Here is a 15,344-nt window from a genome sequence, read left to right on the forward strand (position 1 = left end):
AGGAAAGCATCGGGTCGCTTGACGGCCGAGCCCGGCGAAGACGCTTTCCCGAATCCCGAATCCCGAATCCCGAATCCCGGCCCTCAAAGCATCCGGCTGATCGTGAAGCTGCCGTACACCGGCGTCTCCTTCTGGGTGTCGAACTCGCGGGTGCGGTGGTAGCGCGCGATCGCGAATTTCCAGCGGCCGTACATCACCGCGATGCCGTAGCCGAGGTCGGCCACGAACGGGCGCTTGTCCACGCTGTGGCTGTCGCGGAAGGTATTGCCGTCCAGGGTGATGTCGCGCAGCACCCAGCGTCCATCGGCGGTGATGAAGAAGTGGCCCGACCAGCCGCTGGGGCGGCCGCCATGGCTCGGCGCGGTGTTCTCGCCGGCCGGGCGGATCGGCGTGCTGCCGAAGTCGTCCGGCAGCTTCCAGCCGAAGCGCACCTCGCCGCCGAGGTTGGCATAGGTGGCGCGGTTGCCGACCGTCCCGCCCCAGTGCGTGATCGCATCCCAGCCCCAGCCGCCGGCATTGAGGGTGGCATCGCGCGGCCAGCGCCGCATGCGCTCGTGGACCAGGCCGATCAGCGGCTCGTTGTGGAGCTGGTTGTCCCAGCCCTCGAACTTCTCGTCGCCCAGCACGTCGTGCACCGCGTCCTGGGTCTGCTTGCCCAGCGCCCAGGGGCCGACGATGCCCAGCTGCAGCTGGGTGGTGCGCAGGTGATCGCCGTTGCGGGCGTTGTAGCCGAAGCTGGCCAGCAGAATGCCGGCGTAGGGGCGGTCGTCCGGGATCACGTCGCGGCGGGTGAAGTCCTTCGGCGTGAACAGGCCCTGGCCGATCGAGAACACCATGTTCTGCTGCTCGAACTCGCCCGGATGCAGCTTCTCCAGGTAGCGGTTGATCCACCGCGCCGGCGCTGGCAGGCACGGGTCCTGGGTGTAGTCGGCCAGGTTGGGCGAGACGAAGGTCAGCACCGCGCCGTTGGTATAGCCCTCGTCCTGGTGTTCGCCGCCGAACAGGTCGTTGTCGACGCGGAAATTGATCGCGGGCGGGGTCTGGCGGAGGGTGCTTTCCCGGCATTGGTCGGCGTCGGCAGCCAGGGCGGCGGGGGCATGGACGGCCAGGGCCGCAGCGAGCAGGGGGACCAACGTACGCAGCACGGGCATGACGGTTCCTGTTGGGGGGGGCGGGGGGAGAGGGCAATGGGCCTGTACGCCACGAGTCTATGGCAGCGGTGTGGCCGGCGTGCCAAACAACGAATGCTAGTGGCAAGCGACGCCCGGGGACGAGGCCGGGACGGGCACACATCGTTTTGCCGGTGTCCTCGCCCCGGCGGGCTGTGGCGTGATCGGGCTCACATGCGTATGATCGCGCCCGGAACGCACGTTCCAAGGAACCGGGCTCCTGCGGGAGCCCTCGTCTACCAACGGATCGCGCCCCGGAAAGGGGCGTAGGTACTCTCTAGGGGAACACCAAAATGAGCAGGAGCATCTCCGCTTCGGCCGCGCTGATGGGCAGCGTGCTGGGCGTCGTGTTGGCGGCCGTCAGCCCCCCGGCGTCGGCCGGTTTCAAGGATGCATTCACCAAGAAGGGAACCGCGCAGGAGCAGCGCAAGCAGGCGGAAGCGCAAATCCCGGTTTGCAGCAAGAACCTGGGCAGCATTTCGATCATCGAGCCCGAGGACGGCGTGGATTGGTGGACCGGGCAGCAGCTGCCGGCGCCGTCCAAGCTGATCAAGGTCTTCGTCAGCAAGTCCCGCTGCTTCACCCTGGTCGACCGCGGCGCCGGCATGGCGGCCGCGCAGTACGAGCGGGACCTGGCGGCGCAAGGCGACCTGCGGGTCAAGTCGAACGTCGGCAAGGGCCAGATCAAGGCGGCCGACTACGTGATGGTCCCGGACCTGATCTCGCACAACAGCGATGCCGGCGGCAACGCCATCGGCGGCCTGCTGGGCGGCCTGGTCGGCGGCAAGGCGGGGGCGCTGCTGGGCGGCCTCAACCTCAAGAGCAAGACCGCCGACGTGACCCTGACGGTCACCGACGTGCGCTCGTCCGAGCAGGTCGCGACGGCCGAGGGCAATGCCAAGAAGACCGACCTGGGCTGGGGCGCCGGCGGCGGCCTGTTCGGCGGCGGCGGCCTGGGCGGGATGGGCGCCGGCGGCTACGCCAACACCGAGATCGGCCAGGTGATCACGCTGGCCTACCTGCAGGCCTTCACCGACATCGTGGGCCAGCTGGGCGGCCTGTCCGAAAACCCCGCGGCGACCAATGCGCAGCAGGCCGTGACGGTCACCAAGCCCGGCCGCCTGCTGGCCAATGCCAAGGGTTCGGGCGCCCCGGTCCGCAGCCTCGACCCGGGCATGATGCTCTACCCGACCGGCAACAAGGACGGCGTGATGTGGGAAGTCGAGGACGAACTGGGCAACAAGGGCTGGGTGTCGTCCACCCTGGTCGAACTGTCCAAGTAAGGGCCGTCGACGCCGTGCAGAGGGGCCGCGCAAGCGGCCCTTCCGCGTCCCGGGCTTGGGTTTGGCCGGGGGCGGCCCGATAATGAGCCGCATGGAGATCAAATCCGACAACCCCGAGCACGGCTTCCAGTTTCCCGGCGTGTTCGAACTGAGCGCGATGGGCGGCGCCGACAAGGGCCTTGAGACGGAACTGCCCCGGCTGCTGGCCTCCACCGGCGTGGAACTGCTGGAAGAGAGCATCAGCTGGAAGCACTCCAGCAACGGCAAGTACGTCTCGGTGCGCATCGGCTTCCGCGCCGAATCGCGCGAACAGTACGACGCGGCCCACCAGGCCCTGCGCGACCATCCGGAAGTGAAGTGGACGCTGTAGCCGTCTGCGATGCCGCCGGGCGCGGTGCGGCGCTCCTGCCGGGTCGGGTCCGCCGGCTCGGCCGCCAGCCTTATGTCCCGGTATGGCGCGCCATGCAGCGTTTCACCGACGCGCGCGGCGAGGACACGCCCGACGAGCTGTGGGTGGTCGAGCACGAGCCGGTGTTCACCCTGGGCCAGGCCGGCAAGCCCGAGCACGTGCTGGCTCCCGGCGATATCCCGGTGGTCCACGTCGACCGCGGCGGGCAGGTGACCTACCACGGCCCCGGCCAGATCGTGGTGTATCCGCTGCTCGACCTACGCCGGCTGAAGATCGGCGTGCGCGAGTACGTCTGCCGGATCGAGCAGGCGATCATCGATACCCTGGCCGAATGGAACATCGAGGCGGTGCGCCGCGAGGGCGCGCCGGGCGTGTACGTCGGCGACGCCAAGGTCGCCGCGCTCGGCATCCGCGTGCGCCGCGGCTGCACCTTCCATGGCCTGTCGTTCAACGTGGCGATGGACCTGGAGCCGTTCCAGCGCATCAATCCCTGCGGCTACCAGGGCCTGCAGGTGACGTCGGTGCTAGACTTGGGCGGCCCCTCCGGGATGGACGCGGTGCAGCGCGTGCTGCTGGAGCAGCTGGGCCGCCAGTTCGGCCTGGAGCTGCGCGACGCCCCCGAGCCGGTCGATTTGGCGAGTTCTTCGCAAGAGCCTGCGCATCCATGTGCAGGGATTCAAGATGCGAGTCCCTCGCAAGAGTCCGCACGTCCACGTGCGGGGGTCCCAATTTCCTGACGCGGCCTGGCCGCGCATATCGCCATGAACCAGCCGATCAGCCGTTCCATTCCCTTGCAGGTGGTCTCGACCGAGACCGCCCCGTCCGCTCCGTTGCAGGCCGGGGCCAAGCAGCTGGGCGGCGACAAGATCAGCCGTTCGCCGGTGCAGTTTGCCGACGCGCCGGTGCTGCGCAAGCCCTCGTGGATCCGCGTGCGCATCCCGTCCGGGAACGCGGTGGCCAACCTCAAGGCCAAGCTGCGCGAGAACCGCCTGGTGACGGTCTGCGAGGAAGCCAGCTGCCCGAACATCCACGAATGCTTCGGCCACGGCACCGCCACCTTCATGATCCTCGGCGAGGTCTGCACCCGCCGCTGCTCGTTCTGCGACGTCGCCCACGGCCGGCCCAAGCCGCCGGATCCGAACGAGCCGGCCAGCCTCGGCAACACCGTCGCCGACATGGGCCTGAAGTACGTGGTGGTGACCAGCGTCGACCGCGACGACCTGCGCGACGGCGGCGCCCAGCATTTCGTCGATTGCATCGCCGCGATCCGCGAGCGCTCGCCCGGCACCCGCATCGAGATCCTCACGCCGGACTTCCGCGGCAAGGGCCGCATGGAGCGCGCGCTGGAGATCCTGGCGCAGAATCCGCCGGACGTGTTCAACCACAACATCGAGACCGTGCCGGACCTGTACCGCAACGTGCGCCCAGGCGCGGACTACCAGTGGTCGCTGACCCTGCTCAAGCAGTTCAAGGCGCAGCACCCGTCGATCCCGACCAAGTCCGGCATCATGCTCGGCCTGGGCGAGACCCTGGAGCAGGTGCAGGCGACCCTGCGCGACCTGCGCGCGCACGACGTGGACATGGTCACGATCGGCCAGTACCTGCAGCCGACCCCGCACCACCACCCGGTGATGCGCTACTGGACGCCGGAGGAGTACAAGGCGCTGGAGGTCTACGGCTACGAGCTGGGCTTCAGCCACGTGGCCTCCGGCCCGATGGTGCGTTCGTCCTACCACGCCGACCAGCAGGCCGCCGGCGCAGGCGTCGCCGCCTGACCGCCCCGGGCGCCTGGCAGATAAACCCGCGCTGTCTCAGGCAGCGCCAGCAGGCGCTGCCGGTGCTTCCCGGCGGCCCGCGTTCACGTGCGGTCACGCCGGCGCTCGTAGGCTGGAACATGAACCGGATGACAAGTGCCGCAACTTTGGGCACTGTCATGTGGTCCCACGCCCACACCGCTTCTTACACGGCCTTGGCGCCGAGAGCATCCCGATGAAATACAAGCTCCAGACCCTGCTTACCTCCAGCGTGCTGGCGCTGGCCTTGACGGCCCCGGTGGCGCTGCTGGCGCGGGCGGACAACGCCGTGCCGCTGCCGTCGGCCGCCACGCCCGACCAGGCCACCGCCACCAAGCTGGTGTACGGGTTGCTCTCCGACAGCCGCTATGCCTACCGGCCACGCGCGCTGGACGATGCGATGGCCAAGGACGTGTTCAAGCGCTACCTGGAGACGCTGGACGGCAGCAAGCAGTTCTTCACCCAGGCCGACATCGACTCGTTCGCGCCGGCCCAGGCGGGCGTGGGCAAGGCGATCCGCGAGGGCGACCTGAGCCCGGCGTTCGAGGTGTTCGGCGTCTACAAGAAGCGCGTCGACCAGCGCGTGGCCTACGCGCGCAAGCTGCTCAAGCAGGACTTCGATTTCGACGGCGACGAGAAGTTCGAGTACGACCGCGAGAAGGTGCCGTGGGCGAAGGACGACAAGGAACTTGACGCGCTGTGGCGGCAGTCGGTGATGAACGACTGGTTGCGGCTCAGGCTCGCCGGCAAGAAGCCCGACGACATCCGCAAGACCCTGGACAAGCGCTACGCCAACCTGGCCAAGTCGGTCAACGAGCTGAAGGGCGAGGACGTGTTCCAGTTCTTCCTCAACGCCTACACCAACGCGGTCGATCCGCACACCGACTACTTCACCCCGCGTACCGCCGAGAACTTCAACCAGCAGATGTCGCTGTCGCTGGAAGGCATCGGCGCGCAGCTGCAGAAGCAGGACGACATGGTGGTGATCCGCGAGATCATCCCCGGCGGCCCCGCGGCGGTGGACGGCACGCTCAAGCCGGGCGACCGCATCGTCGGCGTCGGCCAGGACAAGAACGGGCCGATCGAGGACGTGATCGGCTGGCGCATCGACGACGTGGTCGCCAAGATCCGCGGCAACAAGGATACCCAGGTGCGGCTGGAGTACATCCCGGCCGAGTCGGGCATCGATGGCGCGCACCGCACCCTCACGCTGACCCGCCAGAAGGTGCGCCTGGCCGAGCAGGCGGCCAAGGGCGAGACGATCACGCTGCCGCCCGGCGGCGGCGAGCCGGCGCGCCGGATCGGCGTGATCAAGCTGCCCGGCTTCTACCAGGATTTCGAGGGGCGCCGCCGCAACGCGGCCGACTACGCCTCGGCCACCCGCGACGTCGCCAAGCTGCTGGCCGGCTTCAAGGCCGACAAGGTCGACGGCGTGGTGCTGGACCTGCGCAACAATGGCGGCGGCTCGCTGGACGAGGCGATCGAATTGACCGGGCTGTTCATCGAGCAGGGGCCGGTGGTGCAGGTGCGCGAATCCGGCGGGCGCGTCACGGTCAACGGCGACCGCAACGAGAAGGTCGCCTGGGACGGCCCGCTGGCGGTGCTGATCAACCGCGGCTCGGCCTCGGCCTCGGAGATCTTCGCCGGCGCGATCCAGGACTACGGGCGCGGCCTGGTCATCGGCGAGACCAGCTTCGGCAAGGGCACGGTGCAGAACATCGTCGACCTGGACCGCTGGCCGGCCAGCGAAGGCGATCGCTTCGGCCAGGTCAAGCTGACCATCGCGCAGTTCTTCCGCGTGTCCGGCTCGAGCACGCAGCACAAGGGCGTGGTCCCGGACATCGCCTTCCCGGCCAGCGTGGACGCTTCCGAGTTCGGCGAGAGCACCTACGACAACGCGCTGCCGTGGACCCGCATCGCCGCGGTGCCGCACACGCAATACGGCAACTTCGCGCCGCTGCTGCCGAAGCTGGACGCGCTGCACAAGGCGCGCATCGCGCAGGACAAGGAGTTCCAGTGGTGGGAGCAGGACGTGGCGCAGTTCCGGGAGGAGAAGGCCAAGAAATACGTCTCCCTCAACGAGGCCGAGCGCCGCGCCGAGCGTGAGAAACAGGAGAACCAGCGCAAGGAGCGGCAGGCGATCCGCAAGCAGCTCGGCCTGCCGCTGGATCCGCTGGCCGACGACAGCGACGACGGCCTGACCGGCAACGAACGCGACATCGCCAAGGACACCGCGCGCGAGAAGCTGGCCGACAAGCGTCCGGATCCGCTGCTGCACGAATCGGCGGCGATCCTGGCCGACGCGGTGAACCTGCTGGAGCAGGACCGCCCGCTCTCGGCGCAGGTACTGCCGCAATCCACCGCGCCGGGGCGCTGGGCGGACTGAGCCTCGCCGCTACCGCAAACGACCGAGCGCGCCGCCGGGTTCTTCCGGCGGCGCGCTTTTTCGTGGCGGGCAGCGGCGCCGGCCGCGATGGGCGCAATTCAGCGCAGCGTCTGCCAGCCGAGGTGCAGGCCGAGCGCGAGCAGGGTGAGGAAGAACACGTGCCGAAAGACCTGCGGCGGCAGGTAGCGGCGCAGGTACGTGCCGAGCGCGACCCCGACCACGGTCGGAAGCAGGGCCAGCAGCGACGACGGCAGCGAATGCCAAGGCAAGGCGCCGCGCGATGCCAGCGCCATGGCCAGCGCCAGCGTGGCGGTGCCGAAGCACAGGCCCAGCGCCTGCACCAGCGCATCGCGTTGCAGGCGCAGCGCGCCGAGGTAGGGCACGCTCGGCAGGACGAACACGCCGGTGGCGCCGGTCAGCAGGCCGGTGGCGGTCCCGGCGAGCGGACCCAGCGCGGGTTCCCAGCGCGCGGGCAACGCGGGTTGCCAGCGGGCCAGCCCGAGCACGGCATAGAGCACCAGCAGCACCGCCAGGCCGAGCCGGGCCGGCGCGGGGTCGTGCCCGGCCAGCAGCCCGGCGCCGAACCAGGTCCCGGCCGCGATGCCCGCGAGCATCGGCCAGAGCCGGCGCAGCAAGCTGCCGGCATGCGCTCCCCAAGCCTGCTGCAGGTTCGTCAACAACGAAGGCAGCGCCAGCAGCGCGGCCGCCTCGACCGGGCTCAGCCATAGCGACAGCAGGCCCATCGCGATGGTGGGCAGGCCCATCCCGGTGACGCCCTTGACGGCGCCCGCCAGCAAGAAGACCAGCAGGATGGGGACCAGGTGCGAAGCGATCGCGGTGCTCATGCGGGGCAGCATTGCAGCCGGGACAGGTAGCGACAATGCGGAATACCATGAGCCAGCCTTCGGCAATGACGAAGGCTGGAGCCGCGATATGCATTTCGACCTGACCGACCTGCGCTTGTTCGTCGCCATCGCCGAGGCGGGCAGCATCACCGCCGGGGCCGAGCGCGCGGCGCTGTCGCTGGCCGCCGCCAGCACGCGTCTTCGCGCGCTGGAGCACCAGGCCGGCGTTCAGCTCCTCGAGCGCGGGCGACGCGGGGTGGAGCTGACCCCGGCGGGCCGCGCCATGCTCCGGCAGGCGCGCCAGTTGCAGCGGCAGGTGGAGGCGCTGCGGGCGGAAATGGCCGAGCATGCCGGCGGCAGCAAGGCGACGGTGCGCATGCTGGCCAATACCGCGGCGCTGTCGGAGTGGTTGCCGGAGCGGCTGGCCGATTTCCTGAAGGCGCATCCGGGCATCGACCTGGCACTGGCCGAACGCGGCAGCGAGGCGGCGGTGGAAGCGCTGCGCGAGGAGCGCGCCGACCTGGTCGTGGTGGCCGGGCACGCCGTGCTCGATGGACTGGATGCGCGGCCGTTCCGCGAGGATCGGCTGGTGCTGGTGGTGCCTTGCGGTCATCGGTTGGCGGCGCTGCCGTCGTTGTCGCTGGCCGATGCGCTGGAAGAGGATTTCATCGGGCTGGCCAGCGACAGCGCGTTGCAGCGGCATCTGGCAGCGCAGGCGGCGCGAAGCGGAAGCCGGCTGCGCGTGCGTGCACATGTGCAGGATGCGACGGCGGTATGCCGGATGGTCGCGCGTGGGGCGGGCATCGCGGTGTTGCCGCAGGCGGCGGTGGGGCGTTCGGCGGCGCGAGGGGAGCTGGCGACGGTGCGGTTGGTGGATGCCTGGGCGCCTCGCCAGCTGTGGGTGGTGACTCGGTTGCAGGATCGTGGGCAGGCGCCGGTGGAGAGATTGCGGGATTGGTTGGTGGGGTAGGGGTGTTCCGTAGGGGGCTTTTGATCTTTGCGGGTTGCGGTGGTGGTTGTTCTTGCTTGGGTGTTTTTCTTTCTGCCGTTCCCGGTAATCGATCTGCCGTCGTCCCCGCGTAGGCGAGGATCCAGTGACTTTCCCCGTCACCTATCCGATCCACGCTACCTCTCTATCGTCATTCCCGCGAAGGCGGGAGGCGCTTTTCAGCAGCCGGACGGCTGATCATCCAGGGACGTTGCCTCTTGGGCCTCTGCCAATAGCAATAAAAGCCAAAGCTTTCGCCTTTGGCGAGTTACTTTTCTTTGCTTGTGCACGCGCGCTGCAGGAGCAGCGCCGCACGGCGAAGCCGCCCGAAGGGCGCGGCACAGGGATGTGCCGCGTAAAGGAAAGTAACCAAAAGAAGCGCTTCACAGCAGCCGAACGGCTGATCAAGCACACCCCGCCTGCGCGCCCGCAGCTTTGCTGCGGGTCCGCGGAGCCGGCGGGATTTTTCGACGCGACTCGTCCGCTATGCGGCCGAGCCCTGGGCATTCGCCGCGCGGCGAATGCCCGCCTGCCGGGGCGAAGCAGTGCTTCGCCTTTTTCCGGCGAGCCCATGCACGTCGCCCTTCGGGTTTTTCCCGCCACCTCCGCCGCTTCGGAGGGGCCGCGCCGCAGTGACATTCGTAGGCCATGGAGGTTGGCGCGCCGCCGCGCGAGGAGGTGCTGCCCATCTCGCGCAAGATCACGAGCAACGGCAACAACTTGGCCGTCCTGGACTTCGCTTTTGCGCGATGTCACGGCCAGGCCAGTTCGGCCATGACGGGGAAGTGGTCCGAGGGCCAGTGGCCCTGCGGCCGGTCGTCGAGCGTGGCGAAGCGGGTGGCGGTCAGGCCGCGCGTGAGGATCCAGTCGATGCGCCGGTCGGGCTGGCCGGTGAAGTCGTGGAAGGTGGCTTCCGGGCCGGCCGGGGCGTGGGCCTGCACGCGTGCGTCGGCAAGCAACGCGGTGAGCGTGCGATAGGTGGGGCTGTCCGGTGTCGTGTTGAAGTCGCCGGTCACCACCACGGGGATGCCGGCCGGCAGGGCCTCCAGGCGCGAGACGATCAGCGCCGCGCCCTTGGCGCGCGCCGGTTCGTCCTCGTCGCGGTAGGGCAGGTGGGTGTCGAACAGGTAGAAGCGGCGATGGTCGGAGAGGCGCTCGAACAGGCCCCAGTTCACCATCCGCGGCAACGGGTGGCCCCAGCTGATGCTGCCCACCACTTCCGGCGTGTCGGACAGCCAGAAGTCGCCGGACTGCACCAGCTTCAGGCGGCGGCTGTCGTAGAACACGCCCATGCGCTCGCCGTCTTCGCTGCCGTCGCGGCTGCGGCCGAACCAGCGGTAGTCCGGCAGCTGTTCGGCCAGGTAGTCGGCCTGCTTCTTCACCAGCTCCTGGGTCCCGAAGATGTCCGGATGCTGTTCCCGGATCAGCTCCGCCATGGCGCTGCGGCGAACCTCCCAGCGCTTGTCGCCGTCGGTGTCGACCGGCACGCGCACGTTGAACGAGATCACCCGGAGCGTGTCCGCGGCCAGGGCCTGGCCGCTGGCCAGGATGCCGGACAGCGCCATCAGCACCACCGGGAGACGTGAAGCCCACCTGTATCCAGGCATTGGAGTTCCTCGCATTGTCGAAACGCCAAGCGTGCCATGGCCGGGTTTTCAAGGATGTGTCGAATCGGGCGTTCTGACCGCAACGTGAGCGCCGTGGCCATGCCCGGGGCGGCCCCGGACCCCCTTGCGCGATAATCCGGGCCTGGTTCTCGAGTACCGGATGCCGCCATGAACGTCCTCCACAAAACGTCAGCGATCGGCCTGCTGCTGGCCACCGGCCTGTCCGGATGCGGCGGCAAGGGCGACACGATGCTGATGCGCGAATCGTTCAACTCCGACAACACCTATTCGCGAAGCTTCGACGCCAAGCCGGCCGTGGCCTGCGAGGCGGCGCGGCGCGCGCTGCTGAGCCAGGGCTACATCGTGGCGCGGGCCGATGCCGCCACGGTGGAAGGCAGCAAGAACTTCCAGCCGAAGGACGACCTCCACGAGCAGCTGGACCTGCGCGTGTCGTGCGTGACCCAGGGCGAGGACAAGTCGTGGGTGTTCGTCAGCGCGCTGCAGGACCGCTATGCGCTGAAGAAGAGCCCGACCTCGGCCAGCGTGGGCGTGAGCGTGCTCGGTTCGGTGTCGCTGCCGATCGGCAGCACCGACGACTCGCTGGTGAAGGTCGCCAGCAGCACGGTGCAGGATGCGGACTTCTACAACCGCTTCTTCGAGCGGGTGCAGCTGTACCTGCCGCCCGCGCCGGCCCAGCCCGCGCCGCCATCGCCGCCGGCGCAGGCGTCCGAGGCCGTGCCGGAGGCGGCCCGGCAGGCGCCCCCCGCTTCCGGCGACGGGCCGCGACCGTAGGTGTTTCTTCACGCCTCCGGCTGCACGCTTAACTTGGCTTCCGCGCTTCACGGCATATTCGCCGCCGGCCTCGCATAGTGCCCGGCAAGGCCGGCCCAGGCCGGCGCGATGGAGGTGACGTCATGAGCAACCGCATCCGCAACGCCCTCGCGGGCGCTTCGCTGCTGTCGATGCTCGCGGTAGGAGCCGTGCAGGCGCAGACCTACGGCCCGCAGGACGAAGGGCGCCGTTTCAGCGACGGCACGGTGGTGAAATGCCACAAGGAAGAAGTGCAGAAGAACAGCTCCGACCCGAACCGGGTCGGCGGCACCGTGGCAGGCGCCGTGATCGGCGGCCTGGTCGGCAACCAGCTCGGCGGCGGCAGCGGCAAGAAGCTGGCGACCGTGGGCGGTGCCGTGGCCGGTGGCGCGGCCGGCCGCTACATCCAGGGACAGCGCCAGCAGACCCATGGCGATCGCGTGGTGCAGACCGTGTGCGAGCGCGTGCGCCGTTGAGCCGCGTGCGCGGCCAGTGCGACGGCCGCGCCGCGTGGCGCGGCCCTGGCTGCAACGGACCTTGCCGTTCCGTCGTCCCGGCCGCTCCCGCGCGTTCCGCTAGGACCTGAGCTTGCCGCCGCGCCCGTCCAGGCCCGTGCCCTGGCGCCGCCTGCGGCAGCTGCCGGCGTTGGCGTTGCTCTGGTTCGCCGGGAGCCTGGCGGCCGGGGCCACGGCGCTGGACGACGCCTCGTCCGGCTGCCTGGAGGCGCTGCTGCGCGGACTGGGCTGGCGCATCGAGACCGATGAAGCCGGGCAAGCCCGGGTCGTGGAAGGAACGCCGTGCCGGCGGGGATCGCTGGCGGAGGCGCAGGCGGCGGGCGACCTGCGCCTGGTGTTGCCGGCACGGCTCGGTCCGGACGACCGTCGCCGGCTGTTGCGCGAAGCGCTCGATACCCAGGCCAGCCGCTGTGCCTATGCCTTCGAACTGGGCGATGCGGCCCGGCGCGCGGCCGCGCGGCTGCAGGGCAATCCCGGATACCGGTTCAGTGCAGTCCAGCTCGGCTGGATCGGCTTCGGGCTGCGTGGGGCACGGGCACAGGGCTGGGAGCGCTTCCGCAGCTTCGGCCGCGGGTATCGGCCGGTGGCCGGCAATGCCCGGGCCATCGAAGCGTTCTACTCCGGGCGCGTGCGGTCCGATTGCGGCGTCGGCCGGCAGGTGGCCCAGCTCGCCACGCTGCGGGAGCTGTACGGCGACGCCGCGTTCGACCGCGCGTTCGCCGCCCCGGAATTGTCGATCGGCACGTTCATGACGCTGCACGGCACCGACAGCATCCTGCTCGGCCGGCACGCGGGCGAACTGTTCGCCGACGGCAAGGCCGAGAAGACCGCGGTGCTGGGACGGCAGGCCTTCATGGGCGCGCCCGGGTTCATCGAGCACGTGTTCGACCGGACCTCCCTGGACGACATCAACAACCAAGCCGAGAACTTCGTGGTGGTCGACGTCGACGCGGCCGCCGCCGAGGCGCTGGCGGCCCACGGCGGGCTGCGCCACTACGACGCGGTGAACCGGCGGATCTGGGAACTGGCGCGGCGGATGCCGCAGACCGGCTATCGCCGCTTCGAGCGCTTGCTCTACGAACGCGACGAGGACCTGCGCGCGGCCCTGCCGCCGGAACACCAGGCTCTCGTCGCCTCGATGCAGGCGTTGCTCGACGATCCGTTCTATCGCGGTTTCATGATCTACGTGCACCCGCAGGGCGTGCGGCCGATCGGCTACCACGTCGCACGGTTGCTGGACCGGAACCCGCGAACGCCGTACTCGATCGACCTGGCCCTGCACAACCTGCACACGACCCTGTACCGGCGCTGGATCGACAGCCGCCTGGAGGCGTGCGCCGCGAGCATCGCTGGAACGGATCATTGAAACCGCAGTGGCGCCGATGCCATGCATTCGTGCCACTCTGACGACAACAACCTGATCGAGGTGAAGCATGGAACTGGGAATGGTGGGGCTGGGGCGGATGGGCGCGAACATGGCCGAGCGCCTGGTGCGGGGCGGCCATCGCGTCGGCGGATTCGATCCGGGCCAGGCCGCCCGCGACGCCGCCCGGGCCAAGGGCATCGCGCCGTACGCATCGCTGGCCGAGCTGGTGGCCGCGTTGCCCAGCCCGCGCGTGGTCTGGCTGATGGTGCCGGCCGGGCAGATCGTCGACGACACCCTGGCGCAGTTGCAGCCGCTGCTGGCGGCGGGCGACGTCGTCGTCGACGGAGGCAACTCCTACTACCGGGATTCGCAGCGGCGCGCCGAGGCGCTGCGCGCGCACGGCATCGGCTACGTGGACTGCGGTACCAGCGGCGGCATCTGGGGCCTGAAGGAAGGCTACAGCCTGATGGTCGGCGGCGACGAGGCGGTGGTGGCGCGGCTGGCGCCGATCCTGTCGACGCTGGCGCCGCGGCCGGACGCGGGTTGGGGCCGGGTAGGCCCGAGCGGAGCGGGGCACTTCACCAAGATGGTCCACAACGGCATCGAGTACGGCCTGATGCAGGCCTACGCCGAAGGGTTCGCGCTGATGCAGCGCAAGCAGGAATTCGACCTGGACCTGCACCAGGTCGCCGAGATCTGGCGCGACGGCAGCGTGGTCCGCTCGTGGTTGCTCGATCTCACCTCCGAGGCGCTCAAGCAGAACCCGGACATGCACGGGATCGCCCCGTACGTGGCCGATTCCGGCGAAGGCCGCTGGACCGTGGCCGAGGCGATCGACCTCGACGTGCCGGCGCCGGTGATCACGCTGTCGCTGCTGGAGCGGCTGCGCTCGCGCGACAAGGATTCGCTGACCGACAAGCTGCTGGCCGCGATGCGCAACCAGTTCGGCGGCCACGCGGTGAAGACCGAGGCCGAGGGCGGATGACGCCGGAGGCGGCACGGGCCGCGACGAGCCTCCGCAGCTCGCGCCGCTTCCATGGCGCCCGCAACGTCAGCCGGCGGAGGGAACCTCAAGCCGCTGCCCGAGCCGGGCGCTGCGCACGGCCAGTTCCAGCAGTTCCATCAACCGCAGCGCCTGCGCCGGCGTGACCGGCGCAGGCGCCGTGCCGGCCATCGCGTCGCGCCACTGCGCGTAGCAGCGGCGGTAGTCGCCGCGCTCGCTGGTCACGGCGGTCGCATGGGAGCGGCCTTCTTCGTCCACGCGGGTCAGCACGCCATCGCTCGGGTCCAGTCCCCACTCGGGGCCGCCCGGGCGCCGGCCCGCGCGCAAGGCGTCCTCCTGCGTGTCCAGGCCGTGCTTGACGAAACTGCCGCCGGTGCCGTGCACGGCGAAGCGCAGCCGCGCATCGGGAACCAGCGAGCCGGCGTGCAGCACGGCCCGCATGCGCGGGTAGTGCAGCACGATGTCGAACCAGTCGTCGCTGCGCGCGCGTTCGCGCTGCGCGTCGATGTCGGCCTGGATGGCCTGCGGCGTACCGAACAGCTGCAGGGCCTGGTCGAGCAGGTGCGGGCCGAGGTCGAACCACAGCCCCGCGCCGGGCGCATCGCTCTCGCGCCAGCGGTCGCGCACCTGCGGCCGGAACCGGTCGAAGTGGGAATGGAACTCGGCGACACGGCCGAGCTCCCCGGCATCGAGCAGGCGCTGCACGGTCAGGAAGTCGGCATCCCAGCGCCGGTTCTGGAACACGCTGGCGACGCGGCCCGCGCGCTCGGCCGCCGCCAGCACGCGCCGGGCTTCCTCGGCGGTGACCGCGAACGGCTTGTCGACCAGCACGTGCTTGCCGGCGGCGAGCGCCTCGCAGGCGAGGGCGGCATGGGTATCGTTGGGCGTGGCGATGACGACGGCATCGATGTCCGGGTCGGCCAGCGCCTGTCCGCGCTCGGCCAGGCAGCGCGCGCCCGGGAAATCCCGGCCGGCCGCAGCCTGGCTGGAGACGATGGTATGCAGGCGCAGGCCGTCGGTGGCGGCGACCAGGGGCGCGTGGAAGACGCGTCCGGCGTAGCCGTAGCCGAGCAGCGCGACATTGAAGGATCCGGCCATGGCGATGCATGCCTGAATGGGTGGGTGCCCGGATGATAGCCAGTCAAGGCCGGATGAAGGGAACGCGGCGGG

13 protein-coding genes and 1 pseudogene are annotated in these 15,344 nt (G+C 69.9%); 10 read left to right on the forward strand and 4 right to left on the reverse strand.

What is annotated here, in order from left to right:
- Nucleotides 1-83: 83 nt before the first annotated feature.
- Nucleotides 84-1,151: a lipid A deacylase LpxR family protein gene (locus FD678_RS17350; RefSeq protein WP_140726805.1), complete on the reverse strand. Its 1,068-nt coding sequence runs from the start codon at nucleotides 1,149-1,151 to the stop codon at nucleotides 84-86.
- A 311-nt stretch (nucleotides 1,152-1,462) separates the two neighbouring features.
- On the opposite strand from FD678_RS17350, the gene FD678_RS17355 reads away from it, so the two are divergent.
- From FD678_RS17355 to FD678_RS17375, 5 genes and pseudogenes are all read left to right on the forward strand, one after another.
- Nucleotides 1,463-2,452 (forward strand): CsgG/HfaB family protein, encoded by a 990-nt coding sequence (locus tag FD678_RS17355; RefSeq protein WP_140726808.1) that lies wholly within the window; start codon nucleotides 1,463-1,465, stop codon nucleotides 2,450-2,452.
- A 91-nt stretch (nucleotides 2,453-2,543) separates the two neighbouring features.
- Nucleotides 2,544-2,822, forward strand: a complete 279-nt coding sequence (locus tag FD678_RS17360; RefSeq protein ID WP_140726811.1) for a YbeD family protein — start codon at nucleotides 2,544-2,546, stop codon at nucleotides 2,820-2,822.
- 35 nt (nucleotides 2,823-2,857) lie between these two features.
- Nucleotides 2,858-3,460 (forward strand): annotated as a pseudogene (gene lipB / locus FD678_RS17365) (lipoyl(octanoyl) transferase LipB); the annotation flags it as partial.
- A gap of 162 nt (nucleotides 3,461-3,622) precedes the next feature.
- Entirely contained in the window at nucleotides 3,623-4,636 is a 1,014-nt protein-coding gene (gene lipA, locus FD678_RS17370) for a lipoyl synthase (RefSeq protein ID WP_140726819.1), read from the forward strand.
- A gap of 214 nt (nucleotides 4,637-4,850) precedes the next feature.
- A complete protein-coding gene (locus tag FD678_RS17375; protein ID WP_140726823.1) occupies nucleotides 4,851-7,040 on the forward strand; it encodes a carboxy terminal-processing peptidase in 2,190 nt (729 codons plus the stop codon).
- 98 nt (nucleotides 7,041-7,138) lie between these two features.
- Here FD678_RS17375 and FD678_RS17380 read toward each other — a convergent pair whose 3' ends face one another.
- Nucleotides 7,139-7,885 carry a sulfite exporter TauE/SafE family protein gene (locus tag FD678_RS17380; protein ID WP_218569813.1) on the reverse strand — a complete coding sequence of 249 codons (747 nt, stop codon included), beginning with the start codon at nucleotides 7,883-7,885 and terminating at the stop codon, nucleotides 7,139-7,141.
- An 88-nt stretch (nucleotides 7,886-7,973) separates the two neighbouring features.
- Here FD678_RS17380 and FD678_RS17385 point away from each other — a divergent pair, with 88 nt between their 5' ends.
- Entirely contained in the window at nucleotides 7,974-8,855 is an 882-nt protein-coding gene (locus FD678_RS17385; protein WP_140726829.1) for a LysR substrate-binding domain-containing protein, read from the forward strand.
- Nucleotides 8,856-9,625: 770 nt separating this feature from the next.
- On the opposite strand, the gene FD678_RS17390 is transcribed toward FD678_RS17385, so the two are convergent.
- On the reverse strand, nucleotides 9,626-10,480 hold the full coding sequence (locus tag FD678_RS17390) for an endonuclease/exonuclease/phosphatase family protein (RefSeq protein ID WP_140726832.1): 855 nt from the start codon (nucleotides 10,478-10,480) through the stop codon (nucleotides 9,626-9,628).
- Nucleotides 10,481-10,648: 168 nt separating this feature from the next.
- On the opposite strand from FD678_RS17390, the gene FD678_RS17395 reads away from it, so the two are divergent.
- From FD678_RS17395 to gnd, 4 genes are all read left to right on the forward strand, one after another.
- Nucleotides 10,649-11,272, forward strand: coding sequence for a DUF2242 domain-containing protein (locus FD678_RS17395; RefSeq protein ID WP_140726835.1), 624 nt, complete (start codon nucleotides 10,649-10,651; stop codon nucleotides 11,270-11,272).
- A gap of 122 nt (nucleotides 11,273-11,394) precedes the next feature.
- Nucleotides 11,395-11,766 carry a glycine zipper 2TM domain-containing protein gene (locus FD678_RS20900; RefSeq protein WP_140726839.1) on the forward strand — a complete coding sequence of 124 codons (372 nt, stop codon included), beginning with the start codon at nucleotides 11,395-11,397 and terminating at the stop codon, nucleotides 11,764-11,766.
- Between the two features lie 136 nt (nucleotides 11,767-11,902).
- On the forward strand, nucleotides 11,903-13,171 hold the full coding sequence (locus tag FD678_RS17405) for a hypothetical protein (protein ID WP_218569814.1): 1,269 nt from the start codon (nucleotides 11,903-11,905) through the stop codon (nucleotides 13,169-13,171).
- 67 nt (nucleotides 13,172-13,238) lie between these two features.
- The gene (gene gnd / locus FD678_RS17410; protein ID WP_140726842.1) at nucleotides 13,239-14,156 is read left to right on the forward strand and encodes a phosphogluconate dehydrogenase (NAD(+)-dependent, decarboxylating); all 918 of its coding nucleotides are present in this window, start codon (nucleotides 13,239-13,241) and stop codon (nucleotides 14,154-14,156) included.
- 66 nt (nucleotides 14,157-14,222) lie between these two features.
- Here the strand turns inward: gnd and FD678_RS17415 are convergent, their stop codons facing one another.
- The gene (locus FD678_RS17415; RefSeq protein ID WP_140726846.1) at nucleotides 14,223-15,272 is read right to left on the reverse strand and encodes an oxidoreductase; all 1,050 of its coding nucleotides are present in this window, start codon (nucleotides 15,270-15,272) and stop codon (nucleotides 14,223-14,225) included.
- Nucleotides 15,273-15,344: the final 72 nt, after the last annotated feature.

This window comes from Pseudomonas sp. Hp2 (assembly GCF_006386585.1).
Lineage (GTDB): Bacteria > Pseudomonadota > Gammaproteobacteria > Xanthomonadales > Xanthomonadaceae > Pseudomonas_S > Pseudomonas_S boreopolis.